This window comes from Pseudonocardia adelaidensis, from assembly GCF_039543345.1.
Taxonomy (GTDB): Bacteria; Actinomycetota; Actinomycetes; order Mycobacteriales; family Pseudonocardiaceae; genus Pseudonocardia; species Pseudonocardia adelaidensis.
Map to the genome: position 1 here is coordinate 196,165 of NZ_BAABJO010000012.1, position 24,857 is coordinate 221,021.

A 24,857-nucleotide genomic window follows, 5' to 3' on the forward strand; every position below is an offset into this window, starting at 1 on the left:
CCGCCTGTCGTGTCCGGGGAACCGCCCATCGCACCCCTTTCGAGGCAGCCTGTCCCCAACCCTGGGGATGAAAGCGAGGCGACCGCTGGTCGCAGCCGTGGCGCGGATCTCGCCCGCGACGCACTGCGCGCGGCCCGGGAGGCCTCCGCGGAGCGGGCGGCGAAACGCACCGCCGAGATGCAGGGGCGCAAACCCGCCAACCCGCGCGGCCGGCGCAGGCGGTGGTCCGGCGCCGGCCCGGACGAGCGCGACCCGCAGCCGTTCGGCCGGGTGGTCTCGCGGGTGGCGCTGGACCGCGGCTGGTCCCCCCGGCTGACCGACGCCACCGTCCTCGGCCGGTGGCCGCACCTGGTGGGAGCCGAGATCGCCGACCACTGCACACCGTTGTCGCTGCGGGACGGCGAGCTCGTGCTGCAGGCCGAGTCCACAGCGTGGGCCACGCAGCTGCGCCAGCTGCAACGGCAGCTGCTCTCCCGGCTGGCCGGGGCCGTCGGGAAGGACGTCGTGCGCCGGATCCGCGTGGTCGGGCCGTCCGGGCCGAGCTGGAGGCACGGTCCGCGGCACGTCCGCGGCAGGGGGCCCCGGGACACGTACGGATGATTCGATCGCGGCATGCGCCGAATCAGGGCGACGTGATGAGGCCGTAGCCCGTTCCATTCCCCTTCACGGCCGCCCGGACTCGTCTCGGTTCGCAAACGGCTGTCTGAGGGGATTCTGGGGGTGTCCTAGCCGCGTTCCACGGGGGGCGCCCCGGTATGATGGAGGAGTGTTTCCCGGGCGCTCCCCGATCGCCCGGTCTAGTGGCCCTGGTGCGGGGGCGCTTCGTGCGCCCGCCCCGGGCCGTCGTGGCGAGGAGACAGGCTGCCCGTGCCGGAGAAGAAGAACGCCTACAGCGCGTCGTCCATCACCGTTCTCGAAGGTCTCGAGGCGGTCCGCAAGCGGCCCGGCATGTACATCGGATCCACCGGTGAGCGGGGTCTGCACCACCTGATCTGGGAGGTCGTGGACAACGCCGTCGACGAGGCGATGGCGGGCTACGCCACGCGCGTCGAGGTCACGCTGCAGGAGGACGGGGGCGTCCGCGTCGTCGACGACGGCCGCGGCATCCCGGTCGGTATGCACCCGGTGGAGAAGAAGCCCGCCGTCGAGATGGTGCTCACGATGCTGCACGCGGGCGGCAAGTTCGACAGCGACTCCTACGCCGTGTCGGGCGGTCTGCACGGCGTCGGCGTCTCCGTGGTCAACGCGCTGTCGGTCGCGCTCGACGTCGAGATCCACACCGACGGCTTCGTGTGGCGCCAGCACTACGCCCGCTCGGTGCCCGGGCCCCTGCGCAAGGGCGAGCCCACCAAGCTCACCGGCTCCACCGTCACGTTCTGGCCCGACGGCGACATCTTCGAGACGCTCACGTTCAACATCGAGACGATCCGCCGCAGGCTGCAGGAGATGGCCTTCCTCAACAAGGGCCTCACCATCATCCTGCGGGACGAGCGCAACGGGCACCCGGCCGAGGAGGAGGAGCCCGACGCGGAGGGCTACGTGGCGAAGGTCAAGGAGTACACCTTCTGCTACCCCAACGGGCTCGAGGACTTCGTCGCGCACCTGAACAAGAGCAAGGACCCGATCCACAAGAAGCTCGTCTCCTACACGGGCGAGGGCGACGGCCACGCGGTCGAGGTGGCGATGCAGTGGAACTCGGGCTACACCGAGTCCGTCTACACGTTCGCCAACACGATCAACACGCACGAGGGCGGCACCCACGAGGAGGGCTTCCGCTCGGCCCTCACCACGACGGTCAACCGCTACGCACGCGACAAGAAGCTGCTCAAGGAGAAGGACCCGGCGCTGTCCGGCGACGACATCCGCGAGGGCCTCGCCGCGATCGTCTCGGTCAAGGTCAAGGAGCCCCAGTTCGAGGGGCAGACCAAGACCAAGCTGGGCAACACCGAGGTCAAGTCGTTCGTGCAGCGGGTGAGCAACGAGTGGCTCGCCGACTGGTTCGAGCGCAACCCCACCGAGGCCAAGACCATCGTCAACAAGGCGGTGCAGTCCGCGCAGGCCCGGATGGCCGCGCGCAAGGCGCGCGAGCTGGTGCGGCGCAAGAGCGCGGGCGACATCGGCGGCCTTCCCGGCAAGCTCGCCGACTGCCGGTCCACCGACCCGTCCAAGTCCGAGGTCTACATCGTCGAGGGCGACTCGGCCGGTGGCTCGGCCAAGTCCGGGCGCGACTCGATGTACCAGGCGATCCTGCCGATCCGCGGCAAGATCATCAACGTCGAGAAGGCGCGCATCGACCGCGTGCTCAAGAACACCGAGGTCCAGTCCATCATCACGGCGCTGGGCACCGGCATCCACGACGAGTTCGACCTGTCGAAGCTGCGGTACCACAAGATCGTGCTCATGGCCGACGCCGACGTCGACGGCCAGCACATCCGCACCCTGCTGCTCACGCTGCTGTTCCGCTTCATGCGGCCGCTGGTCGAGGCCGGGCACGTGTTCCTCGCGCAGCCGCCGCTCTACAAGATCAAGTGGAGTGGCCGGGGGGCCGAGCCGGAGTTCGCCTACACCGACCGCGAGCGCGACGGCCTCATCGAGGCCGGCCGGGCGGCGGGCAAGAAGCTGCCCAAGGACGAGGGCGTCCAGCGCTACAAGGGCCTCGGCGAGATGAACGCCAAGGAGCTCTGGGAGACCACGATGGACCCGGCCAACCGGCTGCTCCTGCAGGTCACGCTCGACGACGCCGCCACAGCCGACGAGCTGTTCTCGATCCTGATGGGCGAGGACGTCGAGTCGCGCCGGTCGTTCATCACGCGCAACGCCAAGGACGTGCGGTTCCTGGACGTCTAGTCCCCGACCGCTCCAGGACAGCACGAGCAGAGAAGGACCATGACCGACACCTTGGACCCCACGCTTCCACCGCCGCCGGACGGCGACCGCACGGAGCCGGTCGACATCCAGCAGGAGATGCAGCGCTCCTACATCGACTACGCGATGAGCGTGATCGTCGGCCGGGCGCTGCCGCTCGTCGAGGACGGGCTCAAGCCGGTGCACCGGCGCGTCCTGTACTCGATGGGGGAGAACGGCTTCCGGCCCGACCGCAGCTACGTCAAGTGCGCGCGCGTGGTCGGCGAGGTGATGGGCAACTACCACCCCCACGGCGACTCCGCGATCTACGACGCGCTGGTGCGCCTCGCGCAGCCGTGGTCGATGCGCTACCCGCTGATCGACGGGCAGGGCAACTTCGGCTCCCGGGGCAACGACCCCGCGGCGGCGATGCGGTACACCGAGTGCCGGCTGTCCCCGCTCGCCATGGCGATGCTGCAGGACATCGACGAGGAGACCGTCGACTTCGCCGACAACTACGACGGCAAGACCCAGGAACCGCTGATCCTGCCGTCGCGCGTGCCCAACCTGCTGATCAACGGCAGCGTCGGCATCGCGGTCGGCATGGCCACCAACATCCCGCCGCACAACCTGCGCGAGGTCGGCGACGGCGTCGTGTGGGCGCTGGACAACTGGGAGGCCACCGACGAGGAGCTCCTCGAGGCGCTGATGCAGCGCATCAAGGGACCCGACTTCCCGACCGCGGGCCTCATCGTCGGGCGCGACGGCATCGAGCAGGCCTACCGCACGGGCCGCGGCTCGGTCCGGATGCGGGCGGTGGTCGAGGTCGAGGAGGACGCCAAGGGGCGCACCACCCTCGTGATCACCGAGCTGCCGTACCAGGTCAACCCGGACAACCTCATCGAGTCGATCGCGCAGCAGCACCGCGACGGCAAGCTCTCCGGCATCGCCGAGATCAACGACGAGTCGTCCGACCGCGTCGGCATGCGGATCGTCATCACGCTCAAGCGCGACGCCGTCGCCAAGGTCGTGATCAACAACCTCTACAAGCACACCCAGCTGCAGCAGGGCTTCGGCGTCAACATGCTGGCCATCGTCGACGGCGTGCCGCGCACGCTCCGGCTCGACCAGGTGGTCCGCAACTACATCCGCCACCAGATCGACGTCATCGTCCGGCGCACCCGCTACCGGCTGCGCAAGGCCGAGGAACGGGCCCACATCCTGCGTGGCTACGTCAAGGCGCTCGACGCGCTCGACGAGGTCATCGCGCTGATCCGGGCATCGGAGACGGTCGACGTCGCGCGCACGGGCCTGATGGAGCTGCTCGACGTCGACGAGATCCAGGCCCAGGCGATCCTGGACATGCAGCTGCGGCGGCTCGCCGCACTGGAGCGCCAGAAGATCATCGACGAGCTGGCCGAGATCGAGCGCACCATCGCCGACCTCGAGGACATCCTCGCCCGGCCGGAGCGGCAGCGCACGATCGTGCGCGAGGAGCTCACCGAGATCGTCGAGAAGCACGGCGACGAGCGGCGCACGCAGATCGTGGCCGACGACGGCGACGTCACCAACGAGGACCTGATCGCCGTCGAAGACGTCGTCGTGACGATCACCCAGACCGGCTACGCCAAGCGTACGAAGACCGACCTGTACCGGGCGCAGAAGCGCGGTGGGAAGGGCGTGCAGGGCGCGCAGCTGAAGCAGGACGACATCGTCGCCCACTTCTTCGTGTGCTCCACGCACGACTGGATGCTGTTCTTCACGAACAAGGGCCGGGTGTACCGCCTGAAGGCGTACGAGCTGCCGGAGGCCAACCGCAGCGCCCGCGGCCAGCACGTGGCCAACCTGCTCGCGTTCCAGCCGGACGAGCACATCGCGCAGGTCATGCAGATCAAGGACTACCAGGCTGCGCCCTATCTCGTCCTCGCGACGAGAAGCGGCCTGGTGAAGAAGTCCCGGCTCACCGACTTCGACTCCAACCGCACCGGCGGCCTGATCGGCATCAACCTGCGGGAGGACGACGAGCTCGTCGGCGCCGTGCTCTGCTCGGCCGACGACGACCTGCTGCTCGTGTCGGCGGAGGGCCAGTCCATCCGGTTCGCGGCGAGCGACGCTGCGCTGCGCCCGATGGGCCGCGCCACGTCCGGCGTGCTGGGGATGCGCTTCAACGACGGCGACCGGCTGCTGGCGCTCGCCGTGGTGCGGCCGGAGACCTTCGTGCTCGTCGCCACCGCGGGTGGATACGCCAAGCGCACCCCGATCGAGGACTATCCGGTGCAGGGTCGGGGCGGCAAGGGTGTTCTGACCCTCCAGTACGACCGTCGTCGTGGCACTCTGGTCGGCGCGCTCATCGTCGGGATCGACGACGAGCTCTACGCGATCACCTCGACCGGCGGGGTGATCCGCACGACGGCCCGCGAGGTCCGCAAGGCCGGCCGGCAGACGAAGGGGGTCCGCCTGATGAACCTCGGCGAGGGCGCCACGCTGCTCGCGGTGGCCCGCAACGCCGAGGACGACGACGCGGACGACCAGTCGCTCGGCTGAGCTCGCGAGCCGCCCCACCCACAAGGCCCCGAGGAGACGTTCACCTCGTGAACGACACGACGACACCGGACGAGCCCGACGGCCACGGCCGCGTGGCGACCGGCGAGCAGGCGGCGATCCCGCAGCAGGGCAACGGAGCGGCGGCCGCCGCTCCGTCCCAGCCCGGCGCCGCCGGGACGAACGGATCCGCCCCCGCCCCGGCCGAGGAGGTGCCCGCAGCCGAGCGACCGGTCGATCCCACCGGAGCGGACGCGCCCACGGCGCACCTGCAGGTGCCCCAGCCCCCGGCACCCGACCCGGATCCGGCCACCACGACACCGGAGGCACAGGCGGCGTCCACCCCGACACCGACACCCACACCGACACCCACACCGCGTCCGCCCGCCCCTGAGCCTGCGCCCGGGCCGATGCCCGGGCCCGGGCCGGAGGCGGCGGCCCCGCCGCCGTGGCACCGGATGTCCGGGGGCGAAGCCCCGGAACCGGCGCCGGAGCCCGCGCCCGAGCCCTCGGGCGGCGGCAGCATCCTCGACGAGGGGCCCACCGCGTTCCTCGAGCCGCCCGTGCGGTTCGACGACGACCGCACCGGGTCGGGTTCGTCCACCGACACCGGCAGCTGGTCCAGTGTTCGGACGATGCGCAACCGGCCACCCCGGCAGGCTGCGCTCCAGCTCAAGAGGCTCGACCCGTGGTCGGTGCTGAAGCTGGGCCTCGTGCTGGCCGTCGTGCTGTTCTTCATCTGGCTGGTGGCGGTCGGCGTGCTCTACGGCGCGCTCGACGGCATGGGCGTGTGGGACCGGCTCAACGGCACCTACGCCGACCTGGTGTCCGGGGACACCCCCACCGGCAGCCCGCTGATCAGCGCGGGCCGCGTGTTCGGCTTCGCCGCGGTGATCGGGGCGATCAACAGCCTGCTCTTCGCCGTGGCCGTCACGGTCGGCGCGTTCGTCTACAACGTGTCCGCCGACCTGGTCGGGGGCATCGAGGTCACCCTCTCCGAGCGGGACTGAAGCGAGGGGGTATCCGGTTGAAGGCAGCTGGGGACGCTGCGGTAGCCTCGTCCCCAGTCGCACGGGCCCATAGCTCAGTTGGTTAGAGCGCGTCGCTGATAACGACGAGGTCGCTGGTTCAAATCCAGCTGGGCCCACTCCCCGAGCTCCACTCCGGACATCCTTCGGGACAGGTTAGGACGTGATCCTCGTGAAGAAGCTCATCGCGGTTGCCGTTGCCCTCGCCGCGGGCGCCTTCATCTTCTCCAAGGTCCGCGCATCCCGCGAGACCGACCTCTGGCACGAGGCAACCAACAGCTGAACCCGGCCAGCACCGCCCGCTGCTGAGCGGGTAACGTCCCCGCTCAGCCAGGGGACGTAGCTCAATTGGCAGAGCACCGCCTTTGCAAGGCGGGGGTTAGGGGTTCGATTCCCCTCGTCTCCACCACGCCTGACCTGCGCTGATACGGGTCGTCCGCACTCTCGGACCACCGTGATGGCACTGTCAGTGGCGATGGCTAGCTTCGACGGGTGCCCTAGAACCCGTCGAAGGCCCGCGCCGAGGGGATGATCCGGCGCCGCGGGAACTCCTTCCAGGCGATCCTCTTCGCAGGCACCGACCCGGTCACCGGGCGGCAGCTCTACCTGCGCGGGTCCAGCACCGACGAGGCCGAGGCCAAAAAAGATCCTGCGCCAGTTCAAGGCGCAGGTGGCCGAGCAGCGCCACGCCAAGACTCGAGCCTCGCTCCGGTCGGCGATCGTGTCCTGGCTGGAGACGCACGAGCTCGAAGAGTCAACGCGCGAGAACTACGTCCGCTGCGCGGAGCCGATTGGGAAGGTCACCACGCACGTCCTGGAGCGGCTCTACGCCGAGCTTCGCCGCTGCGGGTCCCGGTGCGGCGGACGTCCGTTCGTCGAGCACCCGGTCGAGGGGCCGCACGAGTGTCGCGAGGTCCGCCACAAGCGGCCGCCTGGTCACCCGCCGGCCGCCGGCTATCCGCCGCACGACTGCGCGGAGAAGGGCTGCGTGGTCGTCGAGTGCCAGCCGCACGTCTGCTCTCCACTCGCGCCCGCGTCCGTCCGCAAAATCCACTTCGTCATTCGCGGCGTGATGAGGGCGGCGCAGAGGTGGGGCTGGATCAGCTCGAACCCGGCCGAACTCGCCCGCATCCCACGGGTCCCGCCTCCGGATCCCGACCCGCCGACGCCGGCCGAGGCGGCGGCTCTGGTGGCTGCTGCGTGGGAGGAGGACGAGGACTGGGGCACGCTCGTGTGGCTCGCGATGGTGACCGGCGTGCGGCGGGCCGAGCTGCTCGCGCTCCGCTGGTCGGACATCGACCCGGAGAACGGGATCGTTGCCGACCGGCGCAACCACGTGCGTGTGACCGGCCGGAACATCGAGAAGGACACCAAGACCCACCGCGCCCGTCGCGTGTCCGTCGATGAGGCGACTCTGGAGATCCTCGCCGAGCACCGGCAACGGTACGAGGAACGTTGCCGAGCGGTCGCGGTCCGGCCGGCGCGGACGTCCTACGTGTTCTCCTACTCGCCCACAACGACCGGCCGTGCAACCCGAGCGGCGTGACCCACCGTTACGGCCGGATGTGCGCCGCTCTGGGCATCGAGAGCCACCTGCACGCCCTGCGGCACTATTCGGCGACCGAGCGCTTCGGGTCTATGCGGCCTGGGTGGGCGAGGCCGACCGTAAGGCCGCGGAGCTACTCGCCGGGCGCGTGCAGCGATCCAGGCGGCGGGACTGACGTCAGCTCAGCGGAGGTGACGCCCACCCGCTACTTGTTCGAGGAGGTGAGCCTTCATGCCGAGCAGATCGTGCCCCGGTTCGACCCGGTTGAGACACTTCCTGAGGACGCCGCCAGGCTCGCCCGGATGCAATGGCGGATACCCGTCGGGCCGGTGAACGACCTGATCGGCTGGATCGAGCCCGCCGGTTGCGTGGTCATCGAGGAGGACTTCGACACCGCGCGGGTCGACGGCCTCTCGCAGTGGGTTGGGGATCACCCGGTGGTCCTGCTGAACCGGTCGTCGCCGACCGACCGTAAGCGGCTGACGCTGGCGCACGAGCTGGCCCACTTATGCTTGCACTCGGTCGAGGTCACCGAGGACATGGAAGCGGAGGCCAACCGCTTTGCTGCCGAGTTCCTGATGCCGGCCGAGATGATCCGCCCGCAACTTCGGAACCTCACGCTCGGGCGCCTCTATGACCTCAAGCGCGAATGGGGCGTCTCGATGCAGGCGCTCATCGAGCGCGCCTACTCACTCAAGGTCATGACACCAACGCAGCGCACCTCGCTCTACAAGCGGTTCAGCTCGATGGGCTGGCGTACGCGTGAGCCGATCAGCGACGAGTTGCCGCAGGAGCACCCGCGGCTTGCACGCCACATCGGCGGCGTCCTGGTGGAGAAGGGCCTGACGGCGGACGAGATCGCCCGCATTGCCGGGTACGCCGAGACGGAGGTGCACCCGTTTCAGCCGGCTGCCCCGCGCCTTCGGACCGTCTGACGTCTCCTTTACGAGACACCAAACTAGAAACCGGAGGGTTCCGCGCGGCCGACCCGGCGCTCGACCTGGTTTCAGTCTGGCATCTCCTGACGCGACCCAGTGCAACGTCGCGCGCGCAAGATTCAACCCCGGTGAGGTCCAGTGGCGGCGCGATATGGCATGGGCATTTGAACAGGCCATGGGCCTCGGCCATCCAGCAGCGGGGTCACTGGCCTCTGGCGGGTTAGAGAACCCATATCGCCACAGGCCCCTGACGAATAGGCTCGCGCTCATGACCGACGGCGACTGGAGAGATGGCGGGTTCAGGCAGCGTCGGCCCTCCGTGGAGACTCTCGCCTGGGTTGCGGCGTCGATGGGTCGGGGCAGTCGCATCGTTGGCTATCGCCGATTGACCGGTGGCGTCTGCTCCGCCGTGCATCGGGTGACTGTCGAGCGACGTGGGAAGCGAACGTTCGTCGTACTGCGGCAGTACCCGGGTGGGCTCGGACTGCAGGGGGCCTTGGAGAAGGAGATCGCCAACCTTCGCGTGGTGGCGGGAAGCGGGCTTCCGGTTCCAAATATCCTGGCTACTGATGTTGCCGGTGCTTCGACGGGAGGCGCGCCGTCGTTGCTGATGACCCGGTTACCGGGGCATGTTGACCTCAATCCGGCGGAACCTCGATCGTGGATGACGAGGATCGCGGAGATTGCTGTATTGCTGCATTCCCTCGATCTCCCGGCGAAGACGTTCCGCCCGTGGACGGATTCTTGGATCGCTCCTCTTGACGGCTTTCAGGTGCCGGTCGGCGCACCGCAGCCGGCTGTGTGGAAGGAGGCGTTTGGTGTCATGGCGGCGCCGCCGCCAAAGGACACTGCCGTCTTTCTGCACGGCGACTTCCTTCCTGTAAACATCCTGTGGTCGCGAGGAAGGATCACTGGGCTGACTGACTGGAACGGTATCCATCGAGGGTCGCGCGCGATTGACGTCGGGCACTGTCGGCGATACCTGGCGGCGCTCTACTCGCCCGAGTGGTCGGAGCAGCTTCGGTCGCTCTATGAGTCGATCGCCGGAGTGACTCTCGATCCGTGGTGGGACCTGTATGCTCTGCTGCACCATGACGACAGTCAGCCGAAGTGGATCCGTAGTCAGGTCGCAGGGCGCCGTCCCGTCCATGTGCCCGGCATGACTTCCCGGGTCGAGATCGCTATCGAGACAGCGCTACGACGCTTCGGATAACTGCGGGTTCCCTGCTGGTCGCCCTTCCGGTTCTGGCATGACGCACAGACCCTTGCACAAAGGCCGGTCGCACTCGCACCAATCACCGGCTAATAACGAGCACCACACTAGCGTCGAGCCCGCGAGCACGACCAGGGCACCTACACGACCAACGAAGGAGCCGGGGCTTCCCAGCGCCGGCCAGCCCGGTGACCGTTCCAACAACTCAGGGGTGGGGCATGAGCGAGTGGTGGCGACGCTGGACCCGCCGCGGACAGGAACAGCCGGCGGGATCGACGAGTGACGAGGCACGTGCCCACCCTCGACGAGCTACTCGCCATGATCGAGCAGATGCGGATGGGGCCGACCGGGATGGTGCACGTGATCAACACCGGCGTGGCGATCATGCGGCGCCGCTATCCGGCCGGCCTCGTCGACCGCACGTTCACCTCGCGCTACGACCTGCGGCAGATCACGCCGGTCATGATCAGTGACGAGCTGCACGACATCGCGGTGCGGATCTTCAACCTGCCGACCCTCAGTGAGGGCGACTTGATCGAGAACGATGTGGCCGGGATGCTCGACAGACTCGAAGGCGCCGACCAGGCCACGGTCCTCACCGCGCTGATCTATATGCACGGCACCGAGGCCGGTGCCTTGAAGAGCCGCACCGGTATCCAATGAGGCCCGTCTGAGCGGGAGAGGTTCGCGGGGTGACGCCGGTCCTACAGGGAGGTAGTGGCACTGCCCGTGGCAATGAAGTTCCGGCGGGCTCAGCCAACGTGAGCAACTGAGACACGGCCAGCGGGGTGCTGACCTGCGATGTGCAACGCAGCTCACATGACCGGTTCCCTTTGCAAGGCGGGGGTAGGGGTTCGATTCCCCTCGTCTTCACCAGCAGGAACGGCCCCAGGAAGGATCCTCCTACCGAGGGCCGTGCCACGTACCTGCCACTGCCAGACGGTCACGTGCTCTTGCCCTTCTCTGTGCTCGCCCGACCCCGCTGCACGGTCCCTCGCCAGTGGGTGGCCCGTCGGGAGTTGCTCCGTCGCAGTCGGCCTCCGAGTCCGCCGAGGAACACGCACGTGTCCGGTGCCAGGTCGGTGAACTCGACAAGGTGCGCGATGAGGTCCGCCACGACCAGCGCCGGCACGGCGGCCGAGCGCACCCCTGCCGGCGACGTGGGAGCGCTCACGGCGTCGAGGCGGCCGTTGTCGCGCTCGCTCAGTGTCTTGATCACGTACACGAGACCTGCCGTAGCGTCGACGGCGCATCGTCAGAGGTGACGGGTTCGCCCCATCGCAGGCTCGTGAAGGCGCCAGGCAGCACCAACGCACGGAACCGTGCCGGCACCTCGTCAGCTGGCGCGTACACCAGCGAGATGGTGGTGACCGGGCGACCGCTGGGCCCCCTCGCGGAACGCGGCGACCTGGGCATCGAGATGGGTAGCCATCTCCGACACCCGCGAATGGGACAGCGACTTGATCCCGAGCTGCTCGGCCAGGCGCTCCACGACCACCAGTAGACCCCGGCTACGCAGTTCATGCGGGAATCAGGGGCGTCGGCCCAGGCCTCCCGGTCGGCTCCACGGCGTGAGAACGTCCGGGCGCCGTCAGGGAACCGGCTACATAGGGTTAAAGGGGAGTGACGAGTTGTACTCATTGGGGGACCTTGGTAGAGTACGAGCATGGCATCGAGCCCAGCATCGCCGCGGGCGCCCCGAAGGGAGTCGACGCGACGTGCCGATTTCAAGACCGTCCGGATCTTGCTCGTCATCCTGGCTCTGCTCGTCGGAGTGATCGTCGGACTTGTGGCCGGCATCCTCGCTGCGGCGACGGATTCGACCATCCCCGGGGCTGTCGCGACCGGAGCGGTCGCCTTCGGGGGTGCGGTCAGCCTCGCGATCTTGCTCCAGCGGGCCCTGGGCCTGCTGTGAGCTCGTCCATTGAGTTCTACGTAGGGGCTTGGTAGAGTAGGACCATGCCCAGCAGTCCCCGGATGACCCTGCCGACCCAGCGGGTGTTGTCCGTGCTGCTGGCTGCTCCGGCCGAGGAGAAGTACGGCCTGGAAATCTGCGCGGAATCAAATCTTCCGTCCGGAACAATTCATCCGATCCTTGCCAGACTAGAGGGCGTTGGGTGGCTGGAAAGTCGCTGGGAAGACATTGACCCACGCTTGGAGGGTCGCCCGCGACGCCGCTACTATCGCCTCACGTCTGACGGCATGGAACTCGCTCGTGCTGCGTTGCACCGCGTTGAGACGCGTAACATTCGCTGGGGCCTACAGCCGCAGCCGGGGCTCGCGGATGGCGCGCTGTGAGGGGCGAGGCGCAGGTCCTCGCCATGCGACTAGGTGCCGCCGTGGCCGAAGCCAAAGCTTTTGATTTCCAGCTCAGTCGTGTTCACTGCCCGGACGAACTGCCCTCGCTCGATGCCGATCTTCGGCAAGTAGCCGCAACAACCGCCGAGTTCATCGAATCCTCCAAGCGCGCTCAAAAGTGGGCCGTTATTGTCGGTTGGTCACGCGCGATTGGAAAGAGCCCTGGATTTGATCTCAGTATCGTTGCGGCTCTCGAGCACTCGCTCGATCAGGCGGTGTTGGGCATCGATCAGATCGATGCCCGGATGCTTCGTCTGCGCGGCGCGGCCCTCGAAATCGCAGCGAGCGGCCCTGCTCCGTCAAGAGGGCCGGCCGCGATCTTTGCGCGATATATCGATCATACCCGACGCTACCTTCGTCCGGTGTACGTTGATCTTGACCTCTGCGCTGCTGCTGGTCCATTTCTTGCCGCCCTTGTCGCGGGATTGAATCGCCAGTTGGCGACGGACGGAGCATGCACGCCACCCGGCGGGTTATCCCGGCGCATGCTTGCTGCAGCGGCTGCATTGCTGCCCGCGCATTGCCGTGATCGATACAGTGAAGAGTTTCTCTCTGAGATTGGTGATATGCCACGGAGTCACCACTTCGGGTACGCTCTTCGTATTCTATGGAACTCCCTCGAGCTTCGACACGCGGTTGGCACCTTCATGAAGACTATTCGCTGACGACCTTTGCCCTAGCTTTCGAAAGCGCGTCGTATGTGGACTTCGGTCATCGATAGAGGGACGGTGGTCTACCCGGATCGCGCCACCTACGTGCCGCAAGGGCAGGTCAGGCACGGTCGACGACGGTACGTCAGGACGCCCGGCGACCAGCACAGGAGTTCCGGCCCAGGTATCGGCTCCACATTTGCCGGGCGGCGGTCAGGGGTTCGATTCCCCTCGTCTCGACCATGCTGACCGGCATTGTATGCGCTGGTCATAGGGACCGCGCCGGGTCATACGCAGTTGCCACGAGGTCGACGTCACGCTTGGCCGGTGCGGCAAGCTCGCCGAACCGTCGGCGGGCTGTGGACGTGCGCAACGAGGCGGATGACGATCGCCCCGGCGATCAGGTCGCGGACGCTGGCCAGGCTTCCTCCATGTCGGACTCCGCAAACGCTACTGAGCCGGTGTCGCCGGACCTGGCGTCTGGGAACACTCGGTGTACGCGAGCCCTCCATTGGACGCGCTGCCGCAGAGCGACCCTTCGCCGACGTTCGAACGGCTCGGCGGGAGCCTCCCTGTCGTCGGCTCGAAGATCGCCTGGTCGAAGGCCGCAGACCGCGTCGGCACTCGAAGCCGGAGAATGACGTGGAGCTCGCGGCGATGACGGTCGACGAGATCTGCGAGCGCCTCGCCCGGGCGGATCCGTGGTCCACGCCGGCGCCTCTACGACCAGGTCAGCGGGTCGAGGTGGTGGTAGAACCGCAGCCGGGCCGGATCGATGGCATGCCCGTACAGCTCGGGCAGCAGGCGCTCGGCGTGGGCGCCGTCGTCGCCGTCCCAGGTCTCCCTGGCGTTCGCCCGGAGGAGGGCGAGGTCGGCGTGCCGGTCGGCGGTGCCCAGCCGGCCGAGGTCGATGAGGCCGGTGCAGGCGAGCGTGCCGGGGTCGACCATGACGTTCGGCAGGCACGCGTCGCCGTGGCAGACGACCAGGTCGGCGCGCTCCTCGTCGAGGCGCTCGTCGAGCTGCGCGCGCAGCTCGGCCAGCAGCTCCGGGTGGGGCCGGCCTTGCTGGTCCTCCGCGAGGAACTCGGGGATCACGGCGGCGCGCCGCACGACGTCCTCCGCGATCCGGAACATCCTCCCCAACGTCCGCTCGAACGGGCAGTCCGCCGCGGGGAGCTCGTGGAGCCCGCGCAGCACGCCGACCAGCCCGGGCCAGGCCCGCAGCAGCGTGGCCGAGTCCAGGTCGCTCGCCGCGATGCCCGGAACGGCGGTCGTCACCAGCCTCGCGCCGCGTTCCGTCGTGACCACCGAGATGACGGCGTGGCTGGTCGAGGCGCTAGGTCGACCAGTCCACGACGGACGGGCCTGGGATGCCGGTGCCGGCGAGCCACTCGATGCGCCGGCGCTCCTCGCGCAGGCCGTCGACGCCGGAGAGGGCCACGCACTTCGCGACGAGCGCCCCGTCGTCCCGGCGGAACACCTGGGCGCCGGACTCGCCCGTCCCTACGGGATTCCACTCGGGCACCCCGTCAGTCTCCCGGACGGTCAGCCCCGCGGCCTCACACCGGTACCCGCTCGAGCAGGCCGGCGAGCGTGGCCGTCGGGGAGATGACGTCCGGGTCGGTCCGGACGGCCACCACCGCGGGCCTGCGGCCGGTGACGGCGCGGCCGAGGGCCTCGTCCAGCTCGCCCGCCTCGGTCACGCCGTACGCGGCGGCGCCCAGTCCTTCGGCCCACCGCACGAGGTCGACCGCACCGATGTCGACGCCCGACGTCCGGCCCAGGTCACGGGCCTGGTGCATCGCGATCGTCCCGTACATCCCGTTCTGCAGCACGAGGACGACCACCGGCGCGCCGAGCCGCACCGCCGTCTCGATCTCCTGGCCGGTCATGAGGACGCCGCCGTCGCCGACCACCGCCACCGCGGTGCGCTCCGGCGCGGCCGTCGCGGCCGCGACCGCGGCGGGTACGGCGTAGCCCATGGCGCCGTTCACGGGTGCCAGCTGCGTGGTGGTGGCCGGGAAGCGCCAGTAGCGGTGCAGGAACGCGGCGAAGTTGCCGGCGTCGTTGGTCACGATGCCGTCGGGCGGCAGCTGCCGGTGCAGTGCGGAGATCACCGCGGCCGGGTGCACGCCGCCGTCGGTGGCCACGGCCGGGGGCGTCGACCAGGCGTCGACGGCCGCGTGCACCGGCGCCCAGTCCAGGGCGCGCGCCGGCCCGTCGTGCCGTGCGAGCGCCGCCAGCAGGTCGGCCGGGTCGGCGTCGATCCCGCCGTGGCCGTACCGGCCGATCGGGACGACCTCGGTTCCCGGCGCCGGGAGCCGGTAGCGCTGGGTCGTGATCTCGTCGAGTCGTGTCCCGATGACGACAAGCAGGTCGGCACCCGTCACGGCGTCGACCGTGGCGTCGGGGGTGGCCAGCGCGAGGTGGCCGAGGAAGTTCGGGTGGTCGACCGGGAACGCGTCCTGGCGGCGGAACGACGTGCACACGCCGATGCCGAAGCGCTCGGCCGCGGCCACGAGGTGGTCCCGGGCCGGCCGGGCCCCTTCCCCGGCGATGGCGACCGGCCGCCGCGCGGCGAGCAGGCGCGCGGCGAGATCCGACGCGGTGGCAGCGAGGTGGCTCTGTTCACCCGCCGCGCCGGCTCGCCGTCCCCCGCGCTGCAACTCCGCCGCCTCCGCGTCCACGAAGTCGCTCGGGATCGCGATCGCCACCGGGCCCGGACGGCCGGATGTTGCGATCTGCCACCCCCTGGCCACGAGCTCGGGCACGTCCTCGGCGCGCTCGGCCGTGACGGCCCACTTCGTGATCGGGCCGTAGAACGCGGTGAGGTCGACCTCCTGGAAGGCCTCCCGCCCGCGCAGCTGCGAGTCCACCTGCCCGAGCAGCACGACCATGGGCGTCGAGTCCTGACGGGCGGTGTGCACGCCGATCGCCAGGTTCGACGAGCCGGGGCCGCGGCTCGCCATGGCTACGGCCGGAACGCCCGTGAGCCGTGCGTCGGCATCGGCCATGAACGCCGCACCGGATTCATGTCGGACCGACACCAGCTGGAGGCCGGGGTGCCGGTCCACCTCGTCGATCAGGCTCAGGAACGACTCCCCGGGCACGGTGTAGCAGCGGCGGGCGCCCGCCTCGGCGAGCAGGTCCGCAACGGCGGCTGCGACGGTCGTCGATCGTCCTCCCGGTCGGTCGTCATGAGAACAGCTCTCCCACAGCCTTGCCGATGCCCTGCACCGCGGCGACCGCGACGAACACCGCGACGAGCGCGAGCCCGACGTTCTCCTTCCAGCTGTTGCGGTACTCGCCCATGATGTCGGCGCGGTTGAGCATCACGATGAGCGCGATCACGATCAGCAGCAGGAACGGTGACGTCAGCACGTGGGACACCACGACGAGGGCCACGAAGCCGGGCGCGTTCGGTAGGGACCACACGACGGCGATCAGGCCCCAGACGATCGTCCACCGGTAGACGGGGTCGGCGGTGCGGCTTCCCGAGTAGCGCTCGCCGCGGCTCGGCCGCACCACGTGCAGCGCCTCGACCACCATCTTGGCCAGCGCGAACAGCGAGCCGGCCACGGTGGTCCACGCGGCGCCGAGCAGGCCGAGGTAGAAGATGTACGGGCCGGCCGGGCCGACGGCGCTGCCGAGTGCGCCCGCGATGTCGCCCGCCTCGCTCACGCCCTGCTTCCCGTAGAGGACCTCCGCGCCGATCGCCCAGACGGCCACCGCGAGGAACAGCACCACGACCGTGCCGAAGAGCAGGTCGTACTGCTGCACGCGGCGGTGGCCGGGTGTGGTCCAGCCCTTCTCGCGCAGGAACTCGGGGTAGAAGAGGTTGGCCATCGAGCCGAGCGTGGCGAGCACGAGGCTGGAGGCGACGAGGCCGGAGTCGAAGAGGCCCTGCTGGGGCGGCAGCTCGAAGGCGAAGCCCTTGACGAGCTCTCCCCAGTTGATCCCGACGAGCACGATGCCGGTGACGAACGTCAGCACCATGACCGCCAGTACGACCTTGAAGATGCGCTCGATCAGCCGGTAGGCGCCCTTGAGCGTGACGGCGAAGACCGACAGCGCCCCGATCACCGCCCACCAGAACGTGGGCAGGCCGCCGAACAGCCCTTCCAGCGAGACCCCGACCCCGCTGAGGGTGAACGCCAGCAGGATGTGCGTGTAGAGCACGAACGAGACGAGCATCAGCCAGCCGAAAGCGGGGTGCGTCCTGGCGATGCCGCGCACGATGCTCGGGTCCCGCTGCGTGTTGTAGAGCGGGTACTTGCCCAGGGCGTTGACGAACACGAAGCGGAACACCAGCGAGAGCGGGAGCACCCAGAGCAGCGCGTAGCCGTAGTTGCCTCCCGCCACCGAGTTGTCGATCAGGTCCCCGGTGCCCACCCAGCTCAGTGCCACCACGATGCCGGGGCCGAAGGATCGGACGTACGCCAGGAAGTTGTTCGCCGGAGGCGCCACCGCTGCCGGTTGCTCGGTCATCGAGGTCCCCTCATCGTCGAGTAACGGGCCATCTTGGTGTATTGGTATACCACCTAACATCACTCGATGAGGAGAGCCATGACGGACACCGTCGACGCCGGCACGCTCGCCGAGCTGCGCACCGTGAGCACCGCGACGGTGACCACGCAGCTCATGGCGCGCGGCTTGCGCAACACGTTCCTGCACGGGCTCGTGCCGCTGAACCCAGCGCAGACCCGCATGGTCGGAGAGGCCTTCACCCTGCGCTGCATCCCGTCGCGCGAGGACGTGGACACGCTGTCGGTCTTCCAGGACTACGACCACCCGCAGCGCAGGGCCGTCGAGTCGGTGCCGCCCGGAGCGGTGCTCGTCGTCGACGCCCGGCGCCAGACGCGGGCCGCGTCGCTCGGCCACATCCTCGCCACGCGGCTGCTGCGCCGTGGCGTGGCCGGCTTCGTCACCGACGGGTCGGTGCGCGACAGCGAGGGGTTCGCCGAGCTGGCGCTGCCGACGTTCGCGGCCGGGGCGGCCGCCACCACGAACCTCGCCCAGCACCACGCCGTCGACCTGAACGTGCCGATCGGCTGCGCCGAGGTCCCGGTCTACCCGGGCGACATCATGGTCGGCGACCGCGACGGCGTGGTCTGCGTCCCGCGGCACCTGGCGGCCGAGGTGGCCGCGGCGGCCGTCGAGCAGGAGCGCCTCGAGGAGTTCGTCCTCGAGAAGATCGAGTCCGGCGTGCCGCTGCGCGGGACGTACCCGCCGGACGAGACGACGCTCGCCGAGTACCGCAACCGGCGCTAGCCGGCGACCGCTCGCGACCGCTCGTCCCGGAGCCGGGTGATCGAACGCTGGATGTGGCTCCGCATCAGCGCCTCGGCATCGGCCGCCCGGCGTTCCTGCACCGCGGCGAGGAGCTCGCGGTGCTCCTCCAGCTCGGCCCGCCAGGTCGGCCACTGCTCCCACAGCAGGCTCACCGTGCCGAGCGCGGTGAGGTCCTGCAGGTCGTCCAGCGAGCGGACCACGAGCTCGTTGGCGCAGGTCGAGTAGATGGTGCGGTGGAACCGCCGGTTGGCGAGGCTCAACCCGGCGTGGTCGTCGGCCTCGACGAAGCGCGCCGCGTCCTCGAGCGCCCTGCGCGCCTCGGCCGCGTCGAACGTTCCCGACGTCGCCACCTGGCCCGCCGCCCACGGCTCCACCAGCAGCCGCATCTCGTAGACGTGCTGCACGTCCTCCGCGCGCAGCCTCCGCACGGCGACGCCGCGGTTGCGGGTGGGCATGAGCAGGCCGGAGGAGGTCAGCGCGATCAACGCCTCGCGCACGGGGGTCTTGGAGACGCCGAGGAGATCGGCGAGCCTGCGCTCGACGAGCAGCTCGTCCGGCCGGAGGCGCCCGTCGAGGATCGCCGCCTTGATGGACGCGGCCACGAGGTCCGATCGCGTGGTCGAGCGGCCCAGGGGCGGCAGGACCGCCGCCTCGTCGTGCACCATCGTTTTGGTATACCACGCTTGCCGGTGGCCGATTGCGGACTACTGTCGCGAATCGTGAAACTCGGCATCACCCTCCCCACGACCGGCTCGACCGCCACCGGCGACACGATCACCTTGGTGGCGGAGACCGCCGAGCGCATCGGTCTCGACACGGTGTGGTCGTTCGAGCGCCTGCTGTCCCCGGTCGCGGGTGCGCGGATGAACGGGCAGACGGTGCCGCTGCCGGAGGCGTACAACTCGGTGTTCGCGCCGCTCGAGGTGCTGGCGTTCGCCGCGGCGCGCACCAGCCGGATCACGCTCGGCACCAGCATCATGGTCGCCCTGCTGCACAACCCGGCCGACCTCGCCCGCCGGTTCGCCACGCTCGACCGGTTGAGCGGCGGCCGGGTCGTCGCCGGGCTGGGGCAGGGGTGGATGAGCCAGGAGTTCGAGGCCGCGGGTGTGCCGATGAACCGGCGTGGGGCCCGGTTCACCGAGTTCATCGAGGCGATGCGCGCGGTATGGGGGCCGGACCCGGTCTCCTACGACGGCAGCTTCTACCGGATCGACGAGTCGTACGTCGGCCCGAAGCCGGTCCGGCCGGAGGGCATCCCGATCATCGCGGGCGCCGCGTCGCCCGCCGGGATCCGGCGCGCGGCGCAGCTGGGGCTCGGGCTGAACCCCGTGTGGTTCGGCTGGGAAGCGCTGGAGGGCACGGTGCAGGCATACCGCGCCGCGGCCGCGGAGGCGGGCCACGACCCCGCCACGCTCCCGGTGGTCGTGCGGGTCAACCAGTTCCCCGCGGCCGCGCCCACCGCCGACGGCGCGTCGCCCACGGGTTCCCCGGACCAGATCGCCGAGGCGATCCCGCGGCTGGAGCGGGTCGGCGTCACCGAGCTGCTGTGGAACCTCGACGAGGGCCCCGTCGACGAGCAGCTCTCGCGGCTCGCCGAGCTGGCCGGAGCCGCGGCCTGACGCGAGTGTCCCCCGCAGCAGTGGAGATCTGGCCCGGTTCGCCCTACCCCCTGGGCGCCAACTACGACGGGGGCGGCACGAACTTCGCGCTCTTCTCCGAGGCCGCGGAGCGCGTCGAACTGTGTCTGTTCGACGAGAACGGTCGGGAGACGCGGGTCGACCTGCCCGAGCGCGAGACGTTGATCTGGCACGGCTACCTGCCGCGGGTGCGCCCGGGGCAGCGCTACGGCTACCGCGTGCACGGCCCGTACGACCCGCAGGCCGGCCTGCGCTACAACCCGGCGAAGCTGCTGCTCGACCCGTACTCCAAGGCGGTCGACGGGAACGTGCGCTGGGACGAGGCGGTCTTCTCCTACCGGTTCGGGGAGCCGCGCTCGCGCAACGACACCGACTCGGCCCCGTACATGCCCCGGTCGGTGGTGGTGAACCCGTTCTTCGACTGGACCGGCGAGCGGACGCTGCGCATCCCGTACCACGAGACGGTGATCTACGAGGCGCACGTCAAGGGCATGACGATGACGCACCCGGACGTGCCCCCCGAGATCAGGGGGACGTACTCGGGGCTCGTCCACCCGGTGATGATCAAGCATCTCCGGGACCTCGGCGTCACGGCGGTCGAGCTGATGCCGGTGCACCAGTTCGTGCACGACCACGGGCTGCAGGAGCGCGGCCTGTCGAACTACTGGGGCTACAACACGATCGGCTTCTTCGCCCCGCACAACGACTACGCGTCCTTCGGCACCCGCGGTGAGCAGGTGCAGGAGTTCAAGACGATGGTCAAGCAGTTCCACCGGGCGGGGATCGAGGTGATCCTCGACGTCGTCTACAACCACACCGCGGAGGGCAGCCACCTCGGCCCGACGCTGTCGTTCCGCGGCATCGACAACCTCAACTACTACCGCGTGGTGCCCGACCAGCCGGAGTTCTACTACGACACCACCGGCACCGGGAACAGCCTCAACGTCCGCGCCCACGAGTCGCTGCGCCTGATCATGGACTCGCTCCGCTACTGGGTGCTGGAGATGCACGTCGACGGCTTCCGCTTCGACCTCGCCGCCGCGCTCGCCAGGGAGTTCCACGCGGTCGACCGGCTCGCCGCCTTCTTCGACCTGGTCAACCAGGACCCCGTGGTCAGCCAGGTCAAGCTGATCGCCGAGCCGTGGGACGTCGGCGAGGGCGGCTACCAGGTGGGCGGCTTCCCGTCCCTGTGGACCGAGTGGAACGGCAAGTTCCGCGACACCGTGCGCGACTTCTGGCGCGGTGAGCCGGCGAGCCTCGGTGAGTTCGCGTCCCGCTTCACCGGCTCCTCCGACCTCTACGAGAAGGACAACCGGCTCCCGATCGCGTCAATCAACTTCGTGACGGCGCACGACGGGTTCACGCTGGAGGACCTCGTCTCCTACAACGAGAAGCACAACGAGGCCAACGGCGAGGACAACCGCGACGGGGAGAGCCACAACCGGTCGTGGAACCACGGCGTCGAGGGGCCCACCGACGACGGCAACGTGCACGCGTTGCGGGAGCGTCAGAAGCGCAACCTCATCGCGACCCTGCTGCTGTCCCAGGGCGTGCCGATGCTCGCCCACGGCGACGAGCTCGGCCGCACCCAGTGGGGCAACAACAACGCCTACTGCCAGGACAACGAGCTCGCGTGGATCGACTGGGCGGCCGCCCGGGAGAACTCGGTGCTCACCGACTTCGTCGCCGAGGTGGCCGCGCTCCGGCGCGAGCACCCGGTCTTCCGCAGGCGCCGGTTCTTCCAGGGCCGCCCCATCCGCGGCTCGAACATCGAGGACATCGCCTGGCTGCGTCCGGACGGGCAGCCCATGAGCGAGGAGGACTGGAACACCGGGTTCGCGCGCTCGCTCGCCATCTACCTCAACGGTGAGGGTATTCCGGAGCGCGACGAGATCGGCCGCCGCGTCGTGGACGACTCGTTCCTCCTGCTGTTCAACGCCCACCACCAGGCCGTTCCGTTCACGCTGCCCGGCCAGGCGTACGGGCGGATGTGGACGATCGTGCTCGACACGGCCGACCCGCTGCGGGCCAGGGCCCGCAGGCGCGAGCGGGACGCGAAGCCGGGTGGCAGGCTCCGCATCACGGCCCGCTCACTGATGGTCCTGCGCAAACACTTCTGATCGGAGAGCCATGATCTTCATCGTCGTCAAGTTCACGATCAAGCCCGAGTACGCCGACGAGTGGCTCGACCGGGTCGCGGACTTCACCGAGGCCACCCGCGCCGAGCCCGGCAACATCTTCTTCGAGTGGAACCGCAGCGTCACCGACCCCAACCAGTTCGTGGTGGTGGAGGCGTTCCAGGACGACGCGGCGGCGGCCCACGTCGGGGCCGAGCACTTCAAGACGTTCGTCGAGTGGGCACCCGACGTCGTGGCCACCACGCCGGACATCATCAGCGTGCAGGGCGTGCCCGGCGAGGGCTGGTCGAAGATGGGGGAGATCAGCCCCCGGGCCTGACGCTCACCGGGCCCGCCGCAGGCCGAGCCACTGCAGGTCGGCGAACACCGCGACGGCGGCGGCCTGGGCGAGCACCACGGCCACGCCGACGGCGGTGAACGAGTCCCGGCCCGCCACGGCGGCGGCGATGCTGCCGAGTGCCCAGGCGGTGTTCCCGGCGACGACCGTCCACGCAGCGGCCCTCGGGACCACCGGTCGCGCCGCGAGGAGCACGAGCACCAGCGCGTAGCCGACGAGGAACGCTCCGGTCCCGCGCAGCGCGCCCGTGCCCATGCCGAGGGGGTCGCCGAGCGGTGTGGCCGCGACGACCCCGGCCAGCCCCAACGTCCCGGAGCCTGCGGCGTCGATCCGGAGCGCCAAGCGCAGCAGCCGCCCTCCGTCCCGGACAGAGGTGATGCGGGCGAGCGAGACCGCGGTCATGTCGATCCTCCTGGCGTCGGTGCTGTCGGGATCGAGCCTCGCGCGGAACGGGTCGTGCGGTCGATGACGTCGCGGTAAGGAGGTCGGTCCGCGCCACCCCGGACCGTCAGTAGTGGATGTCGTTGCCCTCGGTGGCGCCCAGGACCTGGGCCGGGAGCGCACCGAACACCGAGGCCGCGTCGAGCTGCTGCATCGCGCCGTCGCGCGCCTCCGGCGCCGCGGTCCGGAAGTTGACGTCGGTGCTGCGCGTCTCCTGGCCCCGGTCGAAGTTGAGCGCATCGTTCGGGCTGGGCAGCGCCTCGGTGGGGAAGGAACCCGCCGTGGGCAGCTCGGGGAGCCCGTGGTCGGCCGTGTAGACGCCGGTGCCCTGGATCGTGAAGAGCTGGGGCAGGTCGGACAGCTCGGTGGTCTTGGGCAGGTCGCCTGCGAGGTTCGGCGTGGAGCGGGTGTCCGGGGCGGGCGCGGCCTCGTCGGTGGAGGGCCGCTCGGGGTCCGCGGGGGCGGCGAACGCGGGACCCGCGAGCCCGACGCCTGCGGCGGCGATCCCGGCCACGGCAGCGGTGGCGCGCAAGCTGCGCCGAGCGAGGCTGCTCATCGAGTATCCCTTCGTGCTGGCAGTCATCTGGGGGGACAACGATGTGGAGAGGGCGCCGGTTGTCGCGGGTCCACCGCTCGTGGTTGCCGCTTCACCCGAAACGGTGGCGAGGGGAACCGCAGGTGGGGATGCGGTCACCGGGTGGAGTGAGGCGGCCGGATGTGCCGTGCTCGCGGTGCCCGGCATCATCATCGGCGTGATGCTGCTGCGGCGGGTGGGGGCCGGGCTCGGCGTCGGGGCCGCCGCCGGGGCCGGCGCCGCGGCCGGGATCGGGTGGTTCTACTCGTCGCTCCTGCTCGACACGTCGGTCCGCCCGGTCTACCCGGAGCGGGTGCTCGCCGTCGCGGACGGCCTGGTCACGCTCGCCGCCAGCCGGCTCACGGCGCAGCCCGGCACGTGGGGGCTGCGTTGGGCGAGCGACGGTCGGGGCGGGCTCGCGGTGCTGGGGCCGGTGACCCGGGAGGACCGCCGCGAGGTCGTCCGGCCCGTCCTGGGGGGCGACCCGCCGGAGCCCGGGTCCGCTGCGGTGCTCGACGCCGGACCGTTCGATCCCGACCCCGGGGCGCGCGGGCTGCCGTTCGAGGACGTCGACGTGCCGGGCCCGCTGGGTCGCTACCCCGCCTGGTTCGTTCCCGCGGACGGGGACACCTGGGTGGTGCTGGTGCACGGCCGGGGCGGAGCGCGCCGCGAGGCGTTGCGGGTGCTCCCGGCGTTGCACGCGCTCGGACACCCGCAGCTCGTGATCAGCTACCGGAACGACGTGGGCGCCCCGCCCAGCCCGGACGGGCACTACCACCTCGGCGACACGGAGTGGGAGGACGTCGAGGCCGCCGTCCGGTACGCCGTGGACCGCGGTGCGCGGCGCATCGTGCTGTTCGGCTGGTCGATGGGGGGTGCGGTCACCGGCGCGTTCCTCGACCGGTCGGCCGAGGCCGCCCGCGTGGCGGCCGTCGTCTGGGACGCGCCGCTGGTCGACTGGAGGGCGACGCTGCGCCAGCAGGCGCGCAACCGGCGGCTGCCGGCCGCGCTGTCGCCGCTGGCGAGCGCCGTGACGAGCCGCCGGATCGGCATCGACTTCGACCGCTTCGACCTGGTGCGGCACCCACCCGCCGTCCGGCCGCCGACGCTCGTCGTGCACAGCGCGGGAGACACGGCCGTCCCGGTCACGGCGAGCAGGGCACTCGCGGCCGCGGCCCCCGCGCTGGGGTGGCCCCTGCGCTACCTCGAGGTGCCCCTGGTCGAGCACACCGCGTCGTGGAACGCCGACCCGGCGGCCTACGAGCGCGCGGTCACGTCGTTCCTGGGCGAGGTGCTCCGTACGTCCGGATGAGGGTGCTG

General features: G+C 70.1%; 24 protein-coding genes, 2 tRNA genes and 1 pseudogene. 19 read left to right on the forward strand and 8 right to left on the reverse strand.

The features are described 5' to 3' along the window. The first annotated feature begins 177 nt into the window (after positions 1–177). The 11 genes from ABEA81_RS18275 (at position 178) to ABEA81_RS18325 (ending at position 10,773) form a co-directional block, all read left to right on the forward strand. Positions 178–600 carry a DciA family protein gene (locus ABEA81_RS18275; RefSeq protein WP_345606356.1) on the forward strand — a complete coding sequence of 141 codons (423 nt, stop codon included), beginning with the start codon at positions 178–180 and terminating at the stop codon, positions 598–600. Between the two features lie 267 nt (positions 601–867). Continuing rightward, complete coding sequence (gyrB, locus tag ABEA81_RS18280) at positions 868–2,847, forward strand: DNA topoisomerase (ATP-hydrolyzing) subunit B (RefSeq protein ID WP_345606357.1); 1,980 nt, start codon at positions 868–870, stop codon at positions 2,845–2,847. Positions 2,848–2,886: 39 nt separating this feature from the next. After that, positions 2,887–5,388 (forward strand): DNA gyrase subunit A, encoded by a 2,502-nt coding sequence (gene gyrA, locus ABEA81_RS18285; RefSeq protein WP_345606358.1) that lies wholly within the window; start codon positions 2,887–2,889, stop codon positions 5,386–5,388. A gap of 47 nt (positions 5,389–5,435) precedes the next feature. After that, positions 5,436–6,395 carry a DUF3566 domain-containing protein gene (locus ABEA81_RS42685; RefSeq protein ID WP_425570598.1) on the forward strand — a complete coding sequence of 320 codons (960 nt, stop codon included), beginning with the start codon at positions 5,436–5,438 and terminating at the stop codon, positions 6,393–6,395. 63 nt (positions 6,396–6,458) lie between these two features. After that, a tRNA-Ile gene (locus ABEA81_RS18295) sits at positions 6,459–6,532 on the forward strand. Between the two features lie 44 nt (positions 6,533–6,576). Beyond that, the gene (locus tag ABEA81_RS18300; RefSeq protein ID WP_345606359.1) at positions 6,577–6,696 is read left to right on the forward strand and encodes a DLW-39 family protein; all 120 of its coding nucleotides are present in this window, start codon (positions 6,577–6,579) and stop codon (positions 6,694–6,696) included. Positions 6,697–6,746: 50 nt separating this feature from the next. Then, positions 6,747–6,822: transfer RNA gene (locus ABEA81_RS18305), tRNA-Ala, on the forward strand. 261 nt (positions 6,823–7,083) lie between these two features. Beyond that, positions 7,084–7,959: a hypothetical protein gene (locus tag ABEA81_RS18310; protein WP_345606360.1), complete on the forward strand. Its 876-nt coding sequence runs from the start codon at positions 7,084–7,086 to the stop codon at positions 7,957–7,959. 191 nt (positions 7,960–8,150) lie between these two features. After that, positions 8,151–8,894 carry an ImmA/IrrE family metallo-endopeptidase gene (locus ABEA81_RS18315; RefSeq protein WP_345606361.1) on the forward strand — a complete coding sequence of 248 codons (744 nt, stop codon included), beginning with the start codon at positions 8,151–8,153 and terminating at the stop codon, positions 8,892–8,894. A gap of 271 nt (positions 8,895–9,165) precedes the next feature. Then, a complete protein-coding gene (locus tag ABEA81_RS18320) occupies positions 9,166–10,110 on the forward strand; it encodes a phosphotransferase family protein (protein WP_345606362.1) in 945 nt (314 codons plus the stop codon). A gap of 291 nt (positions 10,111–10,401) precedes the next feature. Continuing rightward, on the forward strand, positions 10,402–10,773 hold the full coding sequence (locus ABEA81_RS18325) for a hypothetical protein (protein ID WP_345606364.1): 372 nt from the start codon (positions 10,402–10,404) through the stop codon (positions 10,771–10,773). Positions 10,774–11,053: 280 nt separating this feature from the next. Here the strand turns inward: ABEA81_RS18325 and ABEA81_RS18330 are convergent, their stop codons facing one another. Together ABEA81_RS18330 and ABEA81_RS18335 are read right to left on the reverse strand one after the other, a co-directional pair. Beyond that, positions 11,054–11,329, reverse strand: coding sequence for a hypothetical protein (locus ABEA81_RS18330; protein WP_345606365.1), 276 nt, complete (start codon positions 11,327–11,329; stop codon positions 11,054–11,056). Between the two features lie 117 nt (positions 11,330–11,446). Beyond that, complete coding sequence (locus ABEA81_RS18335; RefSeq protein ID WP_345606366.1) at positions 11,447–11,608, reverse strand: hypothetical protein; 162 nt, start codon at positions 11,606–11,608, stop codon at positions 11,447–11,449. A 246-nt stretch (positions 11,609–11,854) separates the two neighbouring features. Here ABEA81_RS18335 and ABEA81_RS18340 point away from each other — a divergent pair, with 246 nt between their 5' ends. The 3 genes from ABEA81_RS18340 to ABEA81_RS18350 all read left to right on the forward strand — a co-directional run bounded on the left by ABEA81_RS18340 (position 11,855) and on the right by ABEA81_RS18350 (position 13,133). Further along, positions 11,855–12,025: a hypothetical protein gene (locus ABEA81_RS18340; RefSeq protein WP_345606367.1), complete on the forward strand. Its 171-nt coding sequence runs from the start codon at positions 11,855–11,857 to the stop codon at positions 12,023–12,025. A gap of 62 nt (positions 12,026–12,087) precedes the next feature. Then, a complete protein-coding gene (locus ABEA81_RS18345; RefSeq protein ID WP_345606369.1) occupies positions 12,088–12,408 on the forward strand; it encodes a PadR family transcriptional regulator in 321 nt (106 codons plus the stop codon). 41 nt (positions 12,409–12,449) lie between these two features. Then, complete coding sequence (locus ABEA81_RS18350) at positions 12,450–13,133, forward strand: hypothetical protein (protein ID WP_345606370.1); 684 nt, start codon at positions 12,450–12,452, stop codon at positions 13,131–13,133. Positions 13,134–13,838: 705 nt separating this feature from the next. On the opposite strand, the pseudogene ABEA81_RS18355 reads toward ABEA81_RS18350, so the two are convergent. The 3 genes and pseudogenes from ABEA81_RS18355 to ABEA81_RS18370 all read right to left on the reverse strand — a co-directional run bounded on the left by ABEA81_RS18355 (position 13,839) and on the right by ABEA81_RS18370 (position 17,606). Beyond that, positions 13,839–14,667 (reverse strand): annotated as a pseudogene (locus tag ABEA81_RS18355) (phosphotransferase). 10 nt (positions 14,668–14,677) lie between these two features. Beyond that, positions 14,678–16,336 (reverse strand): thiamine pyrophosphate-dependent enzyme, encoded by a 1,659-nt coding sequence (locus tag ABEA81_RS18365; protein ID WP_345606419.1) that lies wholly within the window; start codon positions 16,334–16,336, stop codon positions 14,678–14,680. After that, entirely contained in the window at positions 16,314–17,606 is a 1,293-nt protein-coding gene (locus tag ABEA81_RS18370; RefSeq protein WP_345606374.1) for an Nramp family divalent metal transporter, read from the reverse strand. The genes ABEA81_RS18365 and ABEA81_RS18370 overlap by 23 nt, the downstream gene beginning before the upstream one ends. Positions 17,607–17,684: 78 nt before the next feature. On the opposite strand from ABEA81_RS18370, the gene ABEA81_RS18375 reads away from it, so the two are divergent. Then, the gene (locus tag ABEA81_RS18375) at positions 17,685–18,389 is read left to right on the forward strand and encodes a ribonuclease activity regulator RraA (RefSeq protein ID WP_345606375.1); all 705 of its coding nucleotides are present in this window, start codon (positions 17,685–17,687) and stop codon (positions 18,387–18,389) included. On the opposite strand, the gene ABEA81_RS18380 is transcribed toward ABEA81_RS18375, so the two are convergent. Further along, on the reverse strand, positions 18,386–19,075 hold the full coding sequence (locus ABEA81_RS18380) for a GntR family transcriptional regulator (protein WP_345606376.1): 690 nt from the start codon (positions 19,073–19,075) through the stop codon (positions 18,386–18,388). The two genes, ABEA81_RS18375 and ABEA81_RS18380, sit on opposite strands and share 4 nt — an antisense overlap. A gap of 54 nt (positions 19,076–19,129) precedes the next feature. On the opposite strand from ABEA81_RS18380, the gene ABEA81_RS18385 reads away from it, so the two are divergent. Genes ABEA81_RS18385 through ABEA81_RS18395 form a run of 3 tightly spaced genes read left to right on the forward strand, consistent with a single transcriptional unit; the run spans position 19,130 to position 22,504 of the window. Further along, entirely contained in the window at positions 19,130–20,029 is a 900-nt protein-coding gene (locus ABEA81_RS18385) for a TIGR03619 family F420-dependent LLM class oxidoreductase (RefSeq protein WP_345606377.1), read from the forward strand. 20 nt (positions 20,030–20,049) lie between these two features. After that, complete coding sequence (gene glgX, locus ABEA81_RS18390) at positions 20,050–22,167, forward strand: glycogen debranching protein GlgX (RefSeq protein WP_345606420.1); 2,118 nt, start codon at positions 20,050–20,052, stop codon at positions 22,165–22,167. Between the two features lie 10 nt (positions 22,168–22,177). Further along, entirely contained in the window at positions 22,178–22,504 is a 327-nt protein-coding gene (locus ABEA81_RS18395; protein ID WP_345606378.1) for a putative quinol monooxygenase, read from the forward strand. A gap of 3 nt (positions 22,505–22,507) precedes the next feature. Here the strand turns inward: ABEA81_RS18395 and ABEA81_RS18400 are convergent, their stop codons facing one another. Together ABEA81_RS18400 and ABEA81_RS18405 are read right to left on the reverse strand one after the other, a co-directional pair. Next, complete coding sequence (locus ABEA81_RS18400; protein ID WP_345606379.1) at positions 22,508–22,924, reverse strand: hypothetical protein; 417 nt, start codon at positions 22,922–22,924, stop codon at positions 22,508–22,510. A gap of 106 nt (positions 22,925–23,030) precedes the next feature. Then, positions 23,031–23,519: a hypothetical protein gene (locus ABEA81_RS18405; RefSeq protein WP_345606380.1), complete on the reverse strand. Its 489-nt coding sequence runs from the start codon at positions 23,517–23,519 to the stop codon at positions 23,031–23,033. 175 nt (positions 23,520–23,694) lie between these two features. On the opposite strand from ABEA81_RS18405, the gene ABEA81_RS18410 reads away from it, so the two are divergent. Beyond that, the gene (locus ABEA81_RS18410) at positions 23,695–24,849 is read left to right on the forward strand and encodes an alpha/beta hydrolase family protein (protein WP_345606381.1); all 1,155 of its coding nucleotides are present in this window, start codon (positions 23,695–23,697) and stop codon (positions 24,847–24,849) included. Positions 24,850–24,857: the final 8 nt, after the last annotated feature.